Origin of the sequence: Pseudomonas sp. PDM18, from assembly GCF_014852585.1 — a bacterium.
Classification (GTDB): Bacteria; Pseudomonadota; Gammaproteobacteria; order Pseudomonadales; family Pseudomonadaceae; genus Pseudomonas.
Map to the genome: position 1 here is coordinate 46,459 of NZ_JACVBX010000017.1, position 16,073 is coordinate 62,531.

Consider the following 16,073-nt stretch of genomic DNA (forward strand, 5'->3'; position numbering starts at 1 on the left):
GTCATTCCTCGAGGATGTGGCTGCCGAAGGCAGCTCTCAGGTGGTCGATGCCTTCCAGGCGTTCGTCGAGCTGGCCATCCATGCGCGCTACCAGGCTGGCGATCAGCGCCTCGACCTGGGCCATGGTCGGCACCAGGGTGTCGAAGGGCGATGGGGATTCCACCGGGGCACTGATGATCAGGTCGGCGAACTCGCGCAGCGGCGAGTCGTAGATATCGGTGAACAGCACCACGCGAGCGCCACGGGCCTTGGCGGCGCGGGTCACTCCCAATGCCTGGGCCTGGTAGCGGCGGTAGTCGAATACCACCACCAGCGTCTGGCGGTCGATGTCGCCCAGCTGGTCGGGCAGCGCGGCGCCGTCGTCCAGCAGCAGGCAGCCGCTGCGCAGCATGCGCAGATGCGCCACCAGGTAACCGGCGAGGAAGCGGCTGAAGCGGCCGCCGTGGCAGAGCACGCGCAGCTTGGGGTCGAGCAGCCAGTCGCCGAGCAGGCGCACGTCATCGGCCTGGGTCAGCGCCAGGGTGCGCTGGATGCCTTCGCTGGCGTCGCTCAGGTAATTGGACCAGACGTCATCGCGGCTCATCCCTTCGCGGCGCCCGGCGAGCAGGGTGCGCGGCGAGCGCAGGCGGTCGTCCACCTCGGCCATCAGCGCGTTCTGGAAGTCGCTGTAGCCGCTGAAGCCGAGCTTCTTCACCAGCCGCAGGATGCTGGGGTCGCTGACCCCGGCCTGCCGGGCGAGGCGCGACATCGGCCCGAGGCCGGCGCGCGGGTAGTCGTCGAGCAAGGCGCGCAGGACCTTGCGCTCGGCCTTGGTGAGCTCGACTTCCGGGGTGTTCAGGCGATTTTTGAGTGTGAGCATGGAGGCGCCTCTTGTTATGGCACCATTTGTATAATGCGCTTCAGAAAGTTTCAATATGTATTTTTTGTAGTATTCACTACACAATGCGGACGCACGACAGCAATCTGCCGACGTAGACGTCCGCCTGCGATTTTCCGTGAAATCACGTAGCGTGTTTGCCGGCGCGTCGAACGGCGTTACGCCGGCGTCGAGGCTGGATGAACGAATTGGAAAAAGCCGGCGCCGGAGTGTTCCACGGCGCCAGCCATCACGCTCAGGAGGGGCGCCAGCGCGCCGCTGCGTCAGACGCTGTCGTCGAGGCGCTCGACCCAGCGTTCAGCCGCGTCATGGGACGCCTGGAAGGCTTCCTCATGGGATTCCCACGGGCCGACCACCACATCCAGCGGCGAGACGCCGGCCGGCATTTTCGCCAGCGACAGCAGCACCTCACCCACCTTGCCCGGGGCGATGTAACGCGGCGACATCAACACGGCGACTCCCGTGGAAGTCAGGTATTCACTAGGCGCCATGAACTCCGGCTCGCTAGACTGCTGCATGCGGTTTCCCCCCTGGGCTTGTACGGCCTGTTCTCAGGATGACGACGGCGAGGCGCACAGCGCGCACTCTTACTGATTCCTGACCCGGCCGGGCAAGCGACAGTTCCGGCAACCGCCGCCGTTCCACGCGGTAGCGGACAAACGGCCGTTTCAGGCCGGCAATGGCTCGTGGACCGGCATCGGCCGGTCGAGCAGCGTGCCCACTAGTACGGCGAAAACCAGGGCAGCGATGCCCGCCACCAGCAGCACACTCTGGAAACCACCGATGAAGGCCTGGCGCACGACCGGTGCGAGAGCAATGCGCTGGGCCGGATCGACCAGCGACAGCGCGGCCGTGAAGTCCCCCGCCGCCGCGCGGGTCGCCATCTCGGCGGCCTTCTCCATCTGCGCAGGGGCAAGCTTTACCAGCGCGTCACGCAGCAACTGGGCGCTGCGTGCGGCCAGGACACCGCCCAGAATGCCCACGGCCAGCACGATGGCGGCGAAGCGCGTGGTGGTGCTCAACCCCGAGGCCATGCCGGTACGCTCGCGGGGCACGCAGGCCATGATGTTCTTCTGCGTGTCGCCATTGAGCAGCCCGGCACCGGCGCCCAGAACCAGGCTGGCGAGGGCGAAGGCCAGGTAACCGCCCTGCCCGGCCGCCAGCGCGCAAAGCAGGTTGCCCGCACCGACCAGCACCAACCCCAGGGCAAAAATCCGCGCCGGACTGAAGCGCCCGCTCAGGCGCATGCCCACCCGTGGCGCCAGCAGCATCGCCAGGGCGAACGGCAGCATGCCCGCGCCCGCCGCCACAGCCGACAGTTGCAGTCCGTTCTGCAGGTACAGCGGCAGCAGGGTCATCATCACCTGAGCGCAGGCGGCGTAGGCGAACATGCCGAGCAAGGCGCCAATGAAACGCGCGCTGCGCATCAGCCGCAGGTCGATCATCGGCCGCGCCTGGCTGCGCTCCACCAGCACGAACAGGCCGAGCAGCCCGGCGCTGACCAGCAGCCGCGCGAGGGTCGGTGGGCTGTCCCAGCCGACGCGGTTGCCATCGATCAGCGCCCAGATCAGGTAGCCCAGGCCGCCGGCGAAGGTCAGGCTGCCCAGCGGGTCGAGGCGCGCGGCCGCGTTGTCGCGGGACTCCTCGATGCTGCGCAGCGCCATCGCTCCCAGCAGCACCACCAGCGGCAGGTTGAGATAGAAGATCCAGCGCCAGCCCAGGGTCGCGGATATCACCCCGCCCAGCAGCGGCGCAAAGGTGATGGTGGCGCCCATGCATACGCCCCAGAAGGCCCACGCGCGCAGGCGCTCCTCGGGTTCGTGGAAGCGATGGCCGATGGCGGCCAGCGCCGAGGTCAGCAGCAACGCGGCGCCGACTCCCTTGGCGGCGCGGGCGATATCCAGGAACAGCAGGCTCGGCGCCGCACCGCAGGCCAGCGAGGCTACGCCGAACAGCACCAGCCCGAGCAGCAGCATGCGCCGCAGGCCGAAACGGTCGGCCAGGCTGCCGGCGGGCAGCAGGCAGGCGGCGAAGGCCAGCAGGTAGGCGCTGACCACCCACTCGATATCGGCGAAGGAGCCGGACAGGTCGCGGGCGATGCTCGGCAGCGAAACCGCGACGATGTTGGTGTCGAGGATGATCAGCGCGCACACCGCCGAAGCGGTCAGCAGGGTGAAACGGGCGGAGGGTCGTGGGCGAATCACAGGGTCGGACATGGCAAGGCTTCCCGCGCTGGCCGGCGCGCCGGGTTTTGCCCTCGCCGCGCCGGCCTTGTAGTGTTGCCTCCACGGTAACGCCCGCGTGCGCCGGGCTTGTTAGCCACGGCGGCCTTCGTCATTAGCCTGCGACTAACGAATATGGAAATCCGTCATTTCCGCTACTTCCTCAGCGTCGCCCACCACGGCCACTTCACCCGCGCGGCCGAGCAACTGGGCATCGCCCCGCCGACCCTGAGCCGGCAGATCCAGGACATGGAAAAGGAGCTCGGCGTGCTGCTGTTCCAGCGCAGCCAGCGCGAGGTGCGCCTGACCGCCGCCGGCGAAGCCCTGCTGGCGGAAGCCGGACTCGCGGTACGCCAGTTCGACGCCGCGCAACTGGGCGCGCAGCGCGCCGGCCGCGGCGAAACCGGGCACCTGCGCCTGGGCTACGTGGCCTCGGCGGCCTATTCCGGCGTGCTGCAGCAGCATGTCGAGCAATTCACCCGCGCTCTGCCGGCGGTGGATCTGGACATCAGCGAAGCGCCCATGGCGCAACTGCCGGCGCAGGTACGCGACGGAACGCTCGACCTCGCCTACGTGCGCTCGCCGATGAGCCTGCCGGAGGAGCTGGAAGCCATCGCCCTGCAGGAGGAAGGCTTCGTCCTCGCCCTGCCCGCTTCCTCGCGCCTCAACGAGCTGCCGGAGATTCGCGCCGCGCGCTTGAGTGGTGAAACCTTCATCCTCCCGGAGCAGATCTCCGGCACGCTGGAAGTGGCCAGCGCCGGCGGATTCGCCCCGCGCCTGGGCCAGCAGCCGGGCAGCCTGGTCGCGGTGATCGCGCTGGTATCCCTCGGCCGCGGCGTCGCCATCGTCCCCGAGTCCGTGGTGCGCCGGGTGCAGCTGCCGCAGGTGAACTACCGCCCGCTCGTCGACTGCGCGCCGCGCTCCTGGCTCTCGCTGCTGTACCGGCGCTTCGAGAAATCACCGCTGGTGCGGCGCTACATCGAACAGGTCCGGGCTCAGTCCGCCGACCACACCGCCAGCTCGTAGCCGTCCGGATCGATGAAATGGAAGCGCCGGCCGCCGGGGAAGGCAAAGGTCGCGCGGCTGATGGTGGCGCCGGCGGCTTCGAGGCGCGCCTGTGTCTGCGCCAGGTCGTCGGCGTAGAGGATCACCAGCGGGCCGCCCGGGCGCACCGGCTCGCCAGTGGTGAAGCCACCGGTGAGGCGACCGTCGCTGAATTCGCTGTAGGTGGGACCGTAGTCGGTGAAGCTCCAGCCAAAGGCGCTACCGTAGAAGGCCTTGCTGCGCGCGATGTCGCTGACGTTGAACTCGATGTTGTCGATCTGACGGTCGTTTCCGCGGATACCCATAGTCGCCTCCTGGCAAGTCATGTCGGCCTGATCCTACGGCAAATCCCTGCGAGCAAAGCGCACCGCGCCGGTCAGCCGCAGGCTGATTGGCCATTTCCCGCCGATTGACGAATAATCATCGCGACTCAGCCAGATTCGCCGCCATGCTCAACATCCCCCTCGCCAGCGTCGACGACGTCGACCGCGCCGTGCTCGCCATCGGCACCGACTACCCGCTCGGCACACTGCTCAAGCCCCACGCCCACCGCCGGGCGCAGTTCCTCTATGGCATGAGCGGGCTGATGGAGGTGGAGACCGAGGACGGCGCCTGGGTGATCCCACCCTACAGCGGCGTGTGGATTCCCGCCGGCAAGCAGCATCGGGTGCTGATGCGCGGTGTCAGCACGCGCAGCCTGTACATCGACCCGCAGGTGCCGGTGCGCGATACCCTGCTGTGCCAGGCGTTGACCGTTTCGCCGCTGCTGCATCACCTGCTGCTGGCCAGCGTCGAGGTAACGGCGCTGCACGACGAGAACGGCCGCGACGGCGACCTGATCCGCCTGCTGCTCCACGAGCTGCGCCAGGCGCCGAGCCTGCCGCTGTTTGCCCCGCTGCCGGCGCACCCGCGCCTGCTGGAGCTGTGCCGGGACTTCCTGCGCGCACCGGCCATCAATGTCACCGCGGACCTCTGGGCCGCCGAACTGCATCGCAGCACACGCACCTTCAGCCGGCTGTTCCGCCAGCAGACCGGCCTCTCCTTCGGCGCGTGGCGCCAGCAGGCCTGCCTGCTCGCCGCCGTCACGCGGCTGGCGGCAGGCAACCCGGTCACCCGCGTCGCGCTGGAACTGGGCTACGACAGCCCGAGCGCCTTCTCCAGCATGTTCCGCCGCAGCCTTGGCGTGGCGCCCAGCAGTTACCAGGCCTCGGCGGACAGTACTGCGGCGACCGCCTAGCACCGCTCGCGCAATTGGACTGAACCCTCGCCGGCGCTCTCCTTCGATATGCACATGTCGCATCCATCGAACCACTGCTGTCGAAGGAGCCTCCATGCACAACCTGGAAACCCCGACTCTCAAACTTGGGCTGTTCAAGCCCTTTGGCAGCTTCGGCCAGGCGCTGATTGCCGGCGCCCTGCAACGCCAGCACGAAGTCACCGTGCTGGTCGATGATCTCAACCGTCTGCGCGCGCGCCCGGGCCTGCGCTGCAAGTTGGGCAGCCTGGATTCGTCGATCGAGGTCAGCGAGGCCGTGTCAGGGCTGGACGCTGTGTTCGCGTTCCTCGACGACCAACCCGCGCAAAGTCTCCCACCGCAGTGCGGCGCACTGATCGACGGGTGCTTGCGAGTGCAAGTGCCGCGCCTGCTGCTGGTCGGTCACTGGGGCTGGCTGGTGGAACCTGCTGATGCCGATCAGGAACAACTTGGGGCCGGCCTCGCCCGCAGCCTTGAAGTCAGCGGCGTGGACTGGACACTGGTGGAAGCACCACGAATGCCCGAAGGCCTGCGCATCGACGACTTCAGCCGCGCCGGCAACGCCTCCGCCGACGACTCTGCCCTGACGTTCTCTTACGCCGAGGCGCTGCTGGACGAGATGCAACTGGGCCTGCACACCGGCCAGTGTTTGCGCCTGCGCAGAGGCGAGGAGTTGCCGCCATGTCCGGCCCCGATGCACTGAGCCAGTTTCTCGGTACCCTGCTGCTGGCGCTGGCCTTCAGCGCCTTCATCCTCTTCGTGCGCAGCTATCGGCCGGCCGGCGTCAGCGGCCTCTGGTACGACCTCGTGCTGGTGTTCATCGGTGTCTGGCTGGCGCTGTGGCCTGAGCTGGGCAACTACCTGCGAAGCATGAGCATCGACAGCGCACTGGGTCTGCTGACGGATCTTTTGGCCACGTTGCTGGGCGGGACGCTCGGGGCGGTAGCGGCGTATGGGTTGCGCAGGGTGATGAGGGAGAGCCGAGGCAGATAGGCACAGCCCGCGTGGTAGTTGGCGAGACAAGCGCAGGCTTGGATGCTTTCGCCCCTCCGTGGGATGGGTAATCCGGAGCAGTATCGGGGCGTGTGTCGCCTCTCGCAGCAGGCGGAACCACCTTGCAGAATGGCGATTGCCCCGCTTGCGCGGCCTTCACCAACTGGCAATATGCCGCCGCTTGCAGCAAGTCTGGGAAAACAACCCTGGCCACTCTCGGGGCACCGCTCGCGCAACCGACTGCCGGCTTCTGCGGCAACGCCCTGGCTGTTGCCAGCCAACGCCCGATGACAATACGAAGAACAAACAGACCAAGGATGCCGTCATGAGTGACCGGAACATCAAGACCGGGGAGATCGGTTCATCGCCTACCGGTTCGCTGGATATCACAGCCGCCTACGCCCCACCCACTGCCGACCTGCTGGAGCCGAAAGCCACTGACAGCGAGCCGCTCCTGCAGCTCAAGAAGCGCATGCAATACTGCTTCATGGGGACATTGGTGCTGAGCATGCTGCCTTCGCTGTTCCTCAAACTGACCGGCGGGGTGCCCCTGCTGTTCCTGATCCTTGCCTATCTCTCGCCGGTGCTGTGGATCGCCATGCTGGTGTACATCTTCCGTCTGAACAAACGGCTCAGCTCCGTGGGCTACGCCACGTTCCGCACGTTGATCTCGCTGGTCCCGCTGCTGGCGCTGTACGTGGTGTACCGCACCTCCTATGACGCCAACAAGGTCATCAGGCCCACCCGACCGGCGCGACGGACGCTGGCGCAGCGGGTGGAGCCGCGATAAAAAAGACGGCCCGCTCAGGGCCGTCTTCTATTCGGTTTCCCGCCAGTCACTTGGCCAACGCCTGGGTTACCGCCTCCGGGTAGTAGGCGATCTTCAGGGTATGCGACTGCCCCATCAGTTGGCCGTTGCCGTACCAGGTGATGTTGTCCTGACGCAGCGTCATGCCGTCGCTGCTGTATTCGTACTCGCCGCCGTTGGAAGTGCTGAAGGCAAAGCGCTCACTGTCCATCTGCTTCAGGTCGAAGCGGGTGCCGGGTGGCGGCATCATTTCCTTGACGCGTTTGAGGTAGGCGGGTGCCAGCTCGGAGAACAGCTCGCGGGTACGGGCCTGATACTGGGCGTCGGTTAGGCCAGGGGTCTGCTGCAGCTTCTCGGCGATCAGGATGAAGTACTCGGCATCGGTGCGGGCCAGGGCCATGCGCACGGCCATGACTTCGCCGAGACGGGCCTGGTCGACCTGGACCTTGCCGTCGGCGCCTTTCTGCGGGGCGATGAATTCGTTGCCGTCCACCTGGATCATCGGCGCGGTCGCCAGGTAGGCGGCGCAGGCGATCTGCTGCCCGGCGCGGTTGCCGTTGACCAGCAGCGCGGTTACGCCGCCCTTCTCTTTCAGATGTTGCGTGGTCTCGCCACTGGCAGCGACGAAGCGGTCCACCTCCGCCTGGCTGGTTTCAGCGCGAGCCAGCCCGCAGATCTGCTGCATCACGGCGGGGTTGCGCTTGCCGTCCACCAGCGGGCTCATGCTGAACACAGCGTTGCGGATGATCGGCAGTGCCGGATAGTCCAGCGTGCCCAGTTTCTGTTGGGTGGTCGTGGAGGCATGGCTAGCGGGAGCCTGATCGGAGCCTTTGCAGCCGGCCAGCAGGCAAACGGGAATCAACATCGCGGTCAGCCATTTGCTTTGAATGTTCATGGTGTGTTCCTCACTCTTGAGCTTGCGCCGCAACGGCGCTGGATTCGATGACGACCCGGCGATCGGCCGCCAGGCAGTTGATCAGTTGGGCGCGCGGCATATCCGGGCAATCGGCGACCGGCTCGGCCGCCCCGGCACCACGTACGCGCATCGCAGCCGACGGCACGCCAGCGGCGGCCAGGTAGTTGCGCACCGCCTCGGCGCGACGGCGCGACAGGTCGAGGTTATAGGCGGGCGAACCGAGACGGTCGGTGTGGCCGCTGATGCTGATGCGCGACGGCTGCTGTGCTTTCAATTGTTCGGCCAGGGATGCCAGGCTTGCGCGGCCGGCAGGGCTGAGTTCGGCGCTGTTGAAGGCGAAAGTGGCATCACCGCCGAGGGTGACGCGCTGCGGGGCCGCAGGCACCGGCGCCGTCACGGGGGACTGCTGGGCAGGCCTGGCCTGATCCAGGCAGTCAACCGGCGAGAACAGGAAGGTCTGCGCCTGCATGTCCTTGTCGAACAGCACCTTGTACTGGCAGACCAGATCCTCGCGGCCGGCGCGGCGGAAGCGCAGGACATAGTCCCACTCGTGCACGCCGAACATGCCCTCCTGGAAGTGCGGGGTACCGAGCAGTTCGTAGAGCTGGGCCTTGCCCATGCCCGGCTGCACCTTGCCCAGGTTCTCCAGGTTCACGTAGCTGCCCTGAGGGCGATAGGAATCACTGATGGCGGGGAATTTAGGATCGGCACTATGGCCCTGGGCATCGACCACGCTGTGGCTGCCACAGGCCGCCAGCAGCAGACCGCTGCAGGCCAGAGCCAGGGTGCACAGGTTGCGGATATTGAAAGTATTCATCTTGACCTCCTCTGCGCGACCCGACCGGGGCCGGGCCGCGACGCAATGACTTACCACTGGTAACCGAGACCGACGGCGACGCCGGCGTCACCCTGGCTGCTGGTGCTGCCCTGCAGCTTGGTGACCCACTTGCCGTTGTCGGAGATGCGCGAAACGCCAATCGCCAGGGCGCCCTGGCCGCGGTAGTTGCCCAGCCCGACGGTGGCCATGCTGGCCCCGGCCGAGTGCGGCTGCGGCAGGGTTGCCATGGCCATGGCCCCGGCGATACCGGCGCTGAGGATGTCGTCCTGTTTCTTCAGGTCGTGGCGCAGCGCGTTGTAGCGCGAGTCGGTGTAGTCGTAGAACTGGTTGGAGATGTCACCCATGCTTTGCTGCAACTGGCTGACGTTCACCGCGTCGGTCGGCGCAGTGCCGGCGGCGACGTTGGTGATCTGCCGCTCGTTGCCGGCGCTGCCCACCGAGACGCTGTTGGCGCGGTCGGCCACCGAGTTGGCGCCCACTGCCACCGAATTCTGCGCCTGGGCGCTGGAGCCGTTGCCCAGGGCAGTGGAGTTGGCGCCGCTTGCCCGCGCACGGGTGCCGATGGCCGCACTGTTGTTGCCGGAAGCCTCTGCTCCCGCACCACCAGCCACCGCATCGGTGCCGGTGGGGCGCGGCTTGGGCAGGTTGCTGCTGTTGTTCACCTGGAACATGCCATCAGTGCCGTTCTGCAGCTGGGTGATGTCGGTCTTCGCCTGGGTGACGCGATTGTCGACGTTGTTGATGGTGCTGTTGATCGTGTCGCCGTGATCGCGCAGCTGGGAGACGTTGACCGCATCGGTGTCGGCCTCGCCGGCCTTGACGTTAGTGATCTGCCGTTCGTTGCCGGCACTGCCCACCGAGACGCTGTTGTCGCGATCGGCCACCGAGTCGGCGCCCAGGGCCACGCTGTTGGCTGCCTCGGCACTGGCCCCGGCGCCGATGGCCGAGCTGCGCTCACCGGTGGCGGCAGCACCGTCACCCATGGCCACCGAGGAACTGCCGGTGGCGCTGGCGCCGGTGCCCACCGCAGTGGCGCTATCCCCGCTGGCGGTTGCGCTGCTGCCAACCGCACTGGCGTTGCTGGCGCTGGCATTGGCGCCGTCCCCCATGGCCAGGGAAGAAGTCCCGGAAGCCTGGGCGGCCGGGCCGACGGCGATGGAATCAGTGCCGCTGGCGACCGAGTCGGGTTTCTGCGAGTTGGCGTGGAAGTACTTGAAGCCGCCCAAAGTGATGTTGTTGATCTGCGTGGTCACTTCGTAGAGCTGCGAGCCGTTCACCGCGTCGGTGGAAGTGGAGTTGATATCGCCGGCGGCGACGTTGGTGATCTTGCTCGGCCCACGCCCGCCGTGGTTGGCGTTGTAGGCACCGTTGCCGCCGTTGGCAGTCGGGTCCCAGAGCAGCGCATCCTGGCCCAGCTGGTCGGTGCGGTCGGCAACGCCCTTGAGTTGCGAGACGTTCACCGCGTCGGTTTCTTCCGCGCCTGCTGCAACACCCGTGACACGCCGATTGCCGACGTTGACTTCACCCGTTGCGGTCCCGCCCACCAGGTACGCCTGATGCCCCAGGGTGCTGCCATCGGCGATGGAGCCGGCGCCCAGCGCCACGCTGCCGTCATGGCTGGATACAGCACCCATGCCGATGGCCACGGAATCCTGACCGAGGGCTGCCGAATCGGTGCCGGTGGAGTTGGCGTGGAAGTACTTGGTACCGGTTTTGTAGATGTTGTCGACGTGGTCGCCCAGATCGGAGACATCGCCTTCGACGTTGGTGACGCGACCGTCCAGGTTCGTGACCTGGGTGTTGGTTGCGGAGAGCTGCGAACCATTCACTGCGTCAGTGGAGGTGTCGTTGATATCACCGGCGGCGACGTTGGTGATCTTGTTCGGCCCAATGCCATAGTGGTTGGCGCTGAAGCTGTTGGTGCCCCAGTCCCAGAGCAGCGCGTCCTGGCTCAGTTGCTCGGCGCGGTCGGCAACGCCCCGCAGTTGCGAGACGTTCACCGCATCGGTGTCGTCGGCGCCGGCGGCGAGGTTGGTGATACGACGTTCTGCGTTGATTGCGCCGACCGAGACTTCGCCGGTCGCCAGCCCTCGGGGCGGATGGCCGCCCGCCATGTAGGCCGGTCTGTTCAGATCCGTCCCCGTGCTGCTGTTTGCGCCCAGCGCCACGCTGTTAGAAGTGCTGGCAGTGGCGTTGCGGCCCAGGGCAAGCGCGCTGTCTCCCGTCGCCTGAGCCTGGTAGCCAACCGCTGTGGAACCCTGGCCCCTGGCGTAGGCGTCTTCCACCGGCAGGCCGCTGTCGTTGGTGCGCACATAGCGGATGCCGCGACCGTTCAGGGTGACATTGCTGTCGCTGTCGTCACCGAAGACATTGCTCACGCGGTTGTCGACATTGGTGACGTTCTGGTTGGTCTGGTGCAACTGCGAACCGTTGACTGCATCGGTGGAAGTGCTGTTGACGTCGCCCGCGGCGACATTGCTGATCTTGTTCGGGCCGCGTCCGCCATGATTGGCGCTGAACGCACCCTGGCCATTGTCGGCTGTCGGATCCCAGAGCAGTGCGTCCTGGGCCAGTTGGCCAGTTACACCCTTGAGCTGGGCGACGTTGACCGCATCGCTGTCCAGGGTGCCGGCGGCCAGGCCGGTGATCTGCCGGTAGTTGCCGGTGGTAGCGTCGCCCACGGCAATGGCGCCAAGGGTGCCGGTGGTTGCCATGATGGCGGCGGCGCGGTCCGGGGCCACGTTACTGGGCAGGTAGCCCTGCTGGCCGGCAACGGTGCCGGCCACGGAGCCCGAACCCAGGGCCACGCCGCCGGTGACGTTGGCCTGCGCACCGGTGCCCAGGGCCATGGCGTTCTGCTGGCTGGCTACAGCATCGTTGCCGATGGCGACCGAGTCCTGTGCGGTGGCGCGAGTGCCGGTGGGGTTGCCGCTGGCATCGGTGCCAATATTGCCAATGGCCATGGAGTTGGTCGGGTTGGTGCCGAACTTGTTGTTCAGGCCGATGCGGCCGCCGTTGACGTACAGCTCGTTGCCCAGGGTCAGGGAGTCAGTGCCGTCGGTGCGGGCGCCAGAGCCATAGAAGAGGACACGGGCGGTCTGACTGGCCTTGTCGCTGGTCAGGCAGTTGGTGTTGTTGCTGTCGTACTTCCAGCCGGTGCTGCCGGTATCCCCGGTGTCGTGGACGAAGATGCAACCCGAATCGTTGCTGGCATCATTGACGTAGAGGCCGGGATTGCCGGAAACACCCTTCTCGAAGGTCGACCCGTTCTTATACGGCGTCGCCGCGAAGGTCGAGGTCAGCGGGCTGCAAAGTATCGAGACGGCCAGCGTCCCGACCATCACACCGCGCCCCGTTTTGCGGTGCGCCGTGGCGAACTCCGAAGCGGCGACCCACGCATTACGCGTGGTACTCCAGACCAGACGATAAATCCTGTTCATGAGAAGCTCCTTCCAGGGGCGCTGCCCCCGGGGTCTGCGAAGGGATATCAGCGGGAGGACAGCTGCAGGGCGCGGCTGGACTGGATCAGTTGCGGGCGCTCCATGGCGGTCGGGCGCGACTGCTGCAGCGCGCGCTCGTACAGGCGCAGCGCGCCGGCGTGGTCCTGGCGGACGTAGTCGAGATAACCGCCGGCGAACAGCCCGGCCTCGGTGCGCAGGTCACGCTTGACCGCGTCGGGGGCCTGCAGGCCATCGATCTGGGCGAACACCGCAGAGCTGTCGGACTTGCCCTGGAACAGCGCGAGCATGGCGCGCTGGTGCTCGTCGACCGGCTTGATGGCGCGGGCGAGTTTCTCCACACGCGCCTTGGTAACAGCCGGTTTGACGCCGACGTCGCTGGCCTGGCGGGCGGTTACCCAAAGGTTCCAGAGGCCGGCGTAGGCCTGGACCTGCGGATTGGGAGAGGTTTTCTGCAGTTCGGCGAAGGCCTTGCCGGCCTGGTCGAAGCGGCCCAGTGCGGCGAGGTTCACTGCTGACGGCAAGGCGATCACCGTCGCCTGGTCGCTGCCCTTGAGAGCGTCGTAGAACTGCCGGGCACGCATGTGGCGGCCGCCGGCATCCTCAATGAAGGCCTGCTCGGCCAGGGCTCGGCTGCCGCCCTGCCCTTGCGCGCCGGCTTCGCGCAGCAGCGCCTGGGCCGAGGCAAGGTCGCCTTCGAGCAGTTGCTGGTGAGCCAGCAGCACCAGGGGGTGAGTGACCTGTTGCGCGACGGGCTGTGCGCCTTGTTGAGCGGGAGCCTGCGGCGCAGGTTGGACCGGGCCGGCCAGGGCCGAGCCAGTGGCGACCAGCAAGGCCAGGGCGAGGGCGGAAAGCTTGCCGGAGCGACTGCAGCCGGCGGTTTTAGAGGGATGGTTCATGGCGGCAACTCCTGTAAAGGTTCGAGTTACCGCCCTGCTAGGAAGGGCGGAGGCAAAGCGAACTCAGAGTCCTCCCCGCTCCACCATCAGAGTTTTTCCGCAGTCAGGAGAGCGCCGCCAGCGCCAGTTCCAGCTCCAGGTCGACGGCCATGCACTCAGCGCTGCGCTCGATGCCCATGCGCGCATTCAGTCGCTGCGCCAGGCGCCGCACGTACTGCTGGAGAATGAGGCTGTGCGCTCCCCCCATACCCCGCAGCTCCAATCGCACCAGCAGCTGTCCTTGCTGCACCGCCCGAGCCGCGAGCGTGATCTCCTGAGGCTCGCCCAACAGCTCCAGCACGCCGCTCAGCCACTGGGCGAACAGCTCGGCATCCAGCCAGCCATGCATCGGCTGCAGATTGCTGTTATCGAAGCGGCAGCCGGGATACGCCGCCAGGCAGGACTCGATGACTGACGCCGGATCGCACGGGCGCAGCGCCGGCGCAGGATGATCCTCGCGCGGATTGCTGGTGCTGCGAAGCCTGCGCAGCGCTTCGAAGACGCCAGCCAGACCCGGTGTCGCCGGGTGCAGTTCGAGGCCCGCCAGGCGCGCGGTCAACTCCTCCAGCGCCACCGTGCTGATCTCGCGGAGGCGATGCAGTTGCGCTTCGGCGGCCAGGGCGCGATCCCGCCATTCGAGCAACTCGCTCTCGCTGTCGGTAACGTCCTGCAAGCCGCCGAGGACACCCCTGGGCTGCCCGCTGCTATCACGGCAAGGCACCATCCAGGCGTGGACCACGCGGTTCCTGCCGGAAAAGTCGATTCGCAGGGTGGACGAAACCGGCTCACCTTTCTCGACGAGGTTGGAAAATTTCCCGGGCAGGGAGTCGCGGTATTGCCGCGGCAACCAAGGGCTGTCTTCCAGACGCGTCCCCAAGGCCTCATCCGCGCTGACCTGGTGGTAGTCAAGGAATCGCTGGTTGCAGAACAGCAGGCGACCGTCGACGCCGCGCACGTACATCGGATTGGGCGCAGCATCCACCAGCTCGCGCAGCATGCCGATCTCGGCCGGCAGCGGCTCGGCCACCGCCGCGCCGGATGGGAAGCCGGCCACCAGGCCGTTGCGCCGGGCGATCTCCGCCAGTTCGACGCTGGAGCGAACACGCAGCTTTTCCAGCAGGTGCGCCTTGTAGGTGCTGACCGTCTTGAAGCTGATGCGCAGCTGCTCGGCAATGCGCACGTTCGACTGCCCTTCGGCGATAAGCTGCAGCACCGACAGCTCGCGCGGGGTAAGACTGCCCAGCACATCCCCGGGACCGGACTGCATGTGCTCGCGGGCGAAGTGGCCGCGTCCAGCCAGCACATCGGCGATGGCCTTGCGCAGCAGCGCAGTATCCTCGCTCTTGCTGACGAAGCCGCTGGCGCCGGCCTGGAAGCACAGCGGGGCGAAGTGCGCCGGGTTCTGCCGGCTGTAGACCAGCACCTTCTGTCGCGCATCCCGCGCGCGCAGGCGGCGCAGCAGATCGAGCCCGCCGGCCCCCGGCAGGCTCAGTTCAAGGATCACCAGGTCCGGCCGGTTTTCCCGTGCCAGGCTCAATGCCGTGGGCACATCGACCGACTCCCCCGCCACCTCGTGACCCATTTCCTCCAGCAACGTGCGCAAGGCATCGCGCACAATCGGTGTCGCATCCGCGAGCAAAACCCTGGCCATAGCTACCCTGCCCCGAGCCGGTTTCAGTCCGCAACAGCATAGGCACCACCGACCATCTGTGCAGCGCGGTTATCGAGCAGATCAGCTCCCTGCCATGTCCAGCGCCGCAGCCTGCTCGTCCACTAGTTGGCGGAACAGCTCCAGCGAACGCGAGCGCGAGTCGCTGCGCCAGATCAGCCAGGTGTTCAACCGGGCAAACTCCCCCGCCATGGGCCAGGCGCTGACCGAGGCACTGCCGGGCATGTTGCTCAGCATGCTGCGCGGCATCACCGCCAGGCCGCCGCCGGCGCTCACGCAGGCAAGCATGCTGTGGTAGGACTCCAACTCGCGGATGGCGCCGGGGGCCGCGCCGTCGGCTGCGAACCAGCGCTCGAAATGGTGGCGGTAGGAGCAGTTGTCGCGGAACACGTAGATCATCTCGCCGTCGGCATCCTGGCCGCGCTGGATCGGAGCGTGGTGCGAGGGCGCGACCACCAGCATGTCCTCGTCGAACACCGGCACGCCCTCCAGCGCGGGGTGCCTGATCGGCCCGTCGACGAAGGCGGCGATCAGCTCGCCGGCGATCACCCCATCGATCATGTCGCCCGACGGGCCGGTTGACAGGTCCAGTTCCACCTTCGGGTACTGCTGGTGGTAGCGCGCCAGCAGGCGCGGGATACGCACCGCCGCCGTGCTTTCCAGCGAGCCGATGGGGAAGCGCCCGGTGGGCTCCTTGCCCGACACCACCACCCGCGCCTCTTCCACCAGGCCGAGGATGCGCGTGGCGTAGACGAGGAAGTCGTGCCCGGCCAGCGACAGGCGCAGGCGGTTGTTCTCGCGGATGAACAGGTCGGCGCCCAGGTCCGCTTCCAGCTGCTTGATCCGCGTGGTCAGGTTGGACGGCACGCGGTGCATGGCCTGGGCGGCGGCGGCGATGCTCTTGTGGGCCGCCACGGCGCAGAAGATTTCCAGCTGGACCAGGTCCATTTCATTCTCCAAACGAGAGCGTAATCGTCATTATTATTCAGTTTTCATAAGCATGATTCAACGCGACACTGGCTCCACATCCTGCAACCCACCCTCCAGGAGCGAGC

General features: G+C 66.9%; 15 protein-coding genes. 5 read left to right on the forward strand and 10 right to left on the reverse strand.

Annotated elements, in window-relative coordinates:
* Position 1 precedes the first annotated feature (1 nt).
* The 3 genes from IB274_RS26575 to IB274_RS26585 form a co-directional block, all read right to left on the reverse strand.
* The gene (locus IB274_RS26575; protein WP_192435783.1) at positions 2-859 is read right to left on the reverse strand and encodes a MurR/RpiR family transcriptional regulator; all 858 of its coding nucleotides are present in this window, start codon (positions 857-859) and stop codon (positions 2-4) included.
* A 281-nt stretch (positions 860-1,140) separates the two neighbouring features.
* Positions 1,141-1,395, reverse strand: a complete 255-nt coding sequence (locus IB274_RS26580; protein WP_192435784.1) for a hypothetical protein — start codon at positions 1,393-1,395, stop codon at positions 1,141-1,143.
* Positions 1,396-1,545: 150 nt separating this feature from the next.
* A complete protein-coding gene (locus IB274_RS26585) occupies positions 1,546-3,093 on the reverse strand; it encodes an MFS transporter (RefSeq protein WP_192435785.1) in 1,548 nt (515 codons plus the stop codon).
* A 141-nt stretch (positions 3,094-3,234) separates the two neighbouring features.
* Here IB274_RS26585 and IB274_RS26590 point away from each other — a divergent pair, with 141 nt between their 5' ends.
* Positions 3,235-4,125 carry a LysR family transcriptional regulator gene (locus tag IB274_RS26590; protein WP_192435786.1) on the forward strand — a complete coding sequence of 297 codons (891 nt, stop codon included), beginning with the start codon at positions 3,235-3,237 and terminating at the stop codon, positions 4,123-4,125.
* Here the strand turns inward: IB274_RS26590 and IB274_RS26595 are convergent.
* Positions 4,095-4,448 carry a VOC family protein gene (locus IB274_RS26595; protein ID WP_081518306.1) on the reverse strand — a complete coding sequence of 118 codons (354 nt, stop codon included), beginning with the start codon at positions 4,446-4,448 and terminating at the stop codon, positions 4,095-4,097. The genes IB274_RS26590 and IB274_RS26595 overlap by 31 nt on opposite strands.
* A 143-nt stretch (positions 4,449-4,591) precedes the next feature.
* Here IB274_RS26595 and IB274_RS26600 point away from each other — a divergent pair, with 143 nt between their 5' ends.
* The 4 genes from IB274_RS26600 (at position 4,592) to IB274_RS26615 (ending at position 7,181) form a co-directional block, all read left to right on the forward strand.
* Positions 4,592-5,380, forward strand: a complete 789-nt coding sequence (locus IB274_RS26600) for an AraC family transcriptional regulator (RefSeq protein ID WP_192435787.1) — start codon at positions 4,592-4,594, stop codon at positions 5,378-5,380.
* 94 nt (positions 5,381-5,474) lie between these two features.
* Positions 5,475-6,101, forward strand: a complete 627-nt coding sequence (locus tag IB274_RS26605) for an NAD(P)H-binding protein (RefSeq protein WP_192435788.1) — start codon at positions 5,475-5,477, stop codon at positions 6,099-6,101.
* Positions 6,080-6,391 (forward strand): hypothetical protein, encoded by a 312-nt coding sequence (locus tag IB274_RS26610; protein ID WP_192435789.1) that lies wholly within the window; start codon positions 6,080-6,082, stop codon positions 6,389-6,391. Before IB274_RS26605 ends, IB274_RS26610 begins: the two co-directional genes overlap by 22 nt.
* A gap of 325 nt (positions 6,392-6,716) precedes the next feature.
* Entirely contained in the window at positions 6,717-7,181 is a 465-nt protein-coding gene (locus IB274_RS26615) for a hypothetical protein (RefSeq protein WP_192435790.1), read from the forward strand.
* 46 nt (positions 7,182-7,227) lie between these two features.
* Here IB274_RS26615 and IB274_RS26620 read toward each other — a convergent pair whose 3' ends face one another.
* From IB274_RS26620 to ptrR, 6 genes are all read right to left on the reverse strand, one after another.
* A complete protein-coding gene (locus IB274_RS26620) occupies positions 7,228-8,094 on the reverse strand; it encodes a hypothetical protein (protein WP_192435791.1) in 867 nt (288 codons plus the stop codon).
* Positions 8,095-8,104: 10 nt separating this feature from the next.
* Positions 8,105-8,932: an OmpA family protein gene (locus IB274_RS26625; RefSeq protein ID WP_192435792.1), complete on the reverse strand. Its 828-nt coding sequence runs from the start codon at positions 8,930-8,932 to the stop codon at positions 8,105-8,107.
* Between the two features lie 50 nt (positions 8,933-8,982).
* Positions 8,983-12,393, reverse strand: coding sequence for a YadA-like family protein (locus tag IB274_RS26630; RefSeq protein WP_192435793.1), 3,411 nt, complete (start codon positions 12,391-12,393; stop codon positions 8,983-8,985).
* A 47-nt stretch (positions 12,394-12,440) separates the two neighbouring features.
* Complete coding sequence (locus IB274_RS26635) at positions 12,441-13,310, reverse strand: hypothetical protein (protein ID WP_192435794.1); 870 nt, start codon at positions 13,308-13,310, stop codon at positions 12,441-12,443.
* Positions 13,311-13,413: 103 nt separating this feature from the next.
* On the reverse strand, positions 13,414-15,000 hold the full coding sequence (locus IB274_RS26640; RefSeq protein ID WP_225615049.1) for a response regulator: 1,587 nt from the start codon (positions 14,998-15,000) through the stop codon (positions 13,414-13,416).
* Positions 15,001-15,081: 81 nt separating this feature from the next.
* On the reverse strand, positions 15,082-15,966 hold the full coding sequence (gene ptrR, locus IB274_RS26645) for a putrescine utilization regulator PtrR (protein ID WP_192435796.1): 885 nt from the start codon (positions 15,964-15,966) through the stop codon (positions 15,082-15,084).
* Between the last annotated feature and the right edge of the window lie 107 nt (positions 15,967-16,073).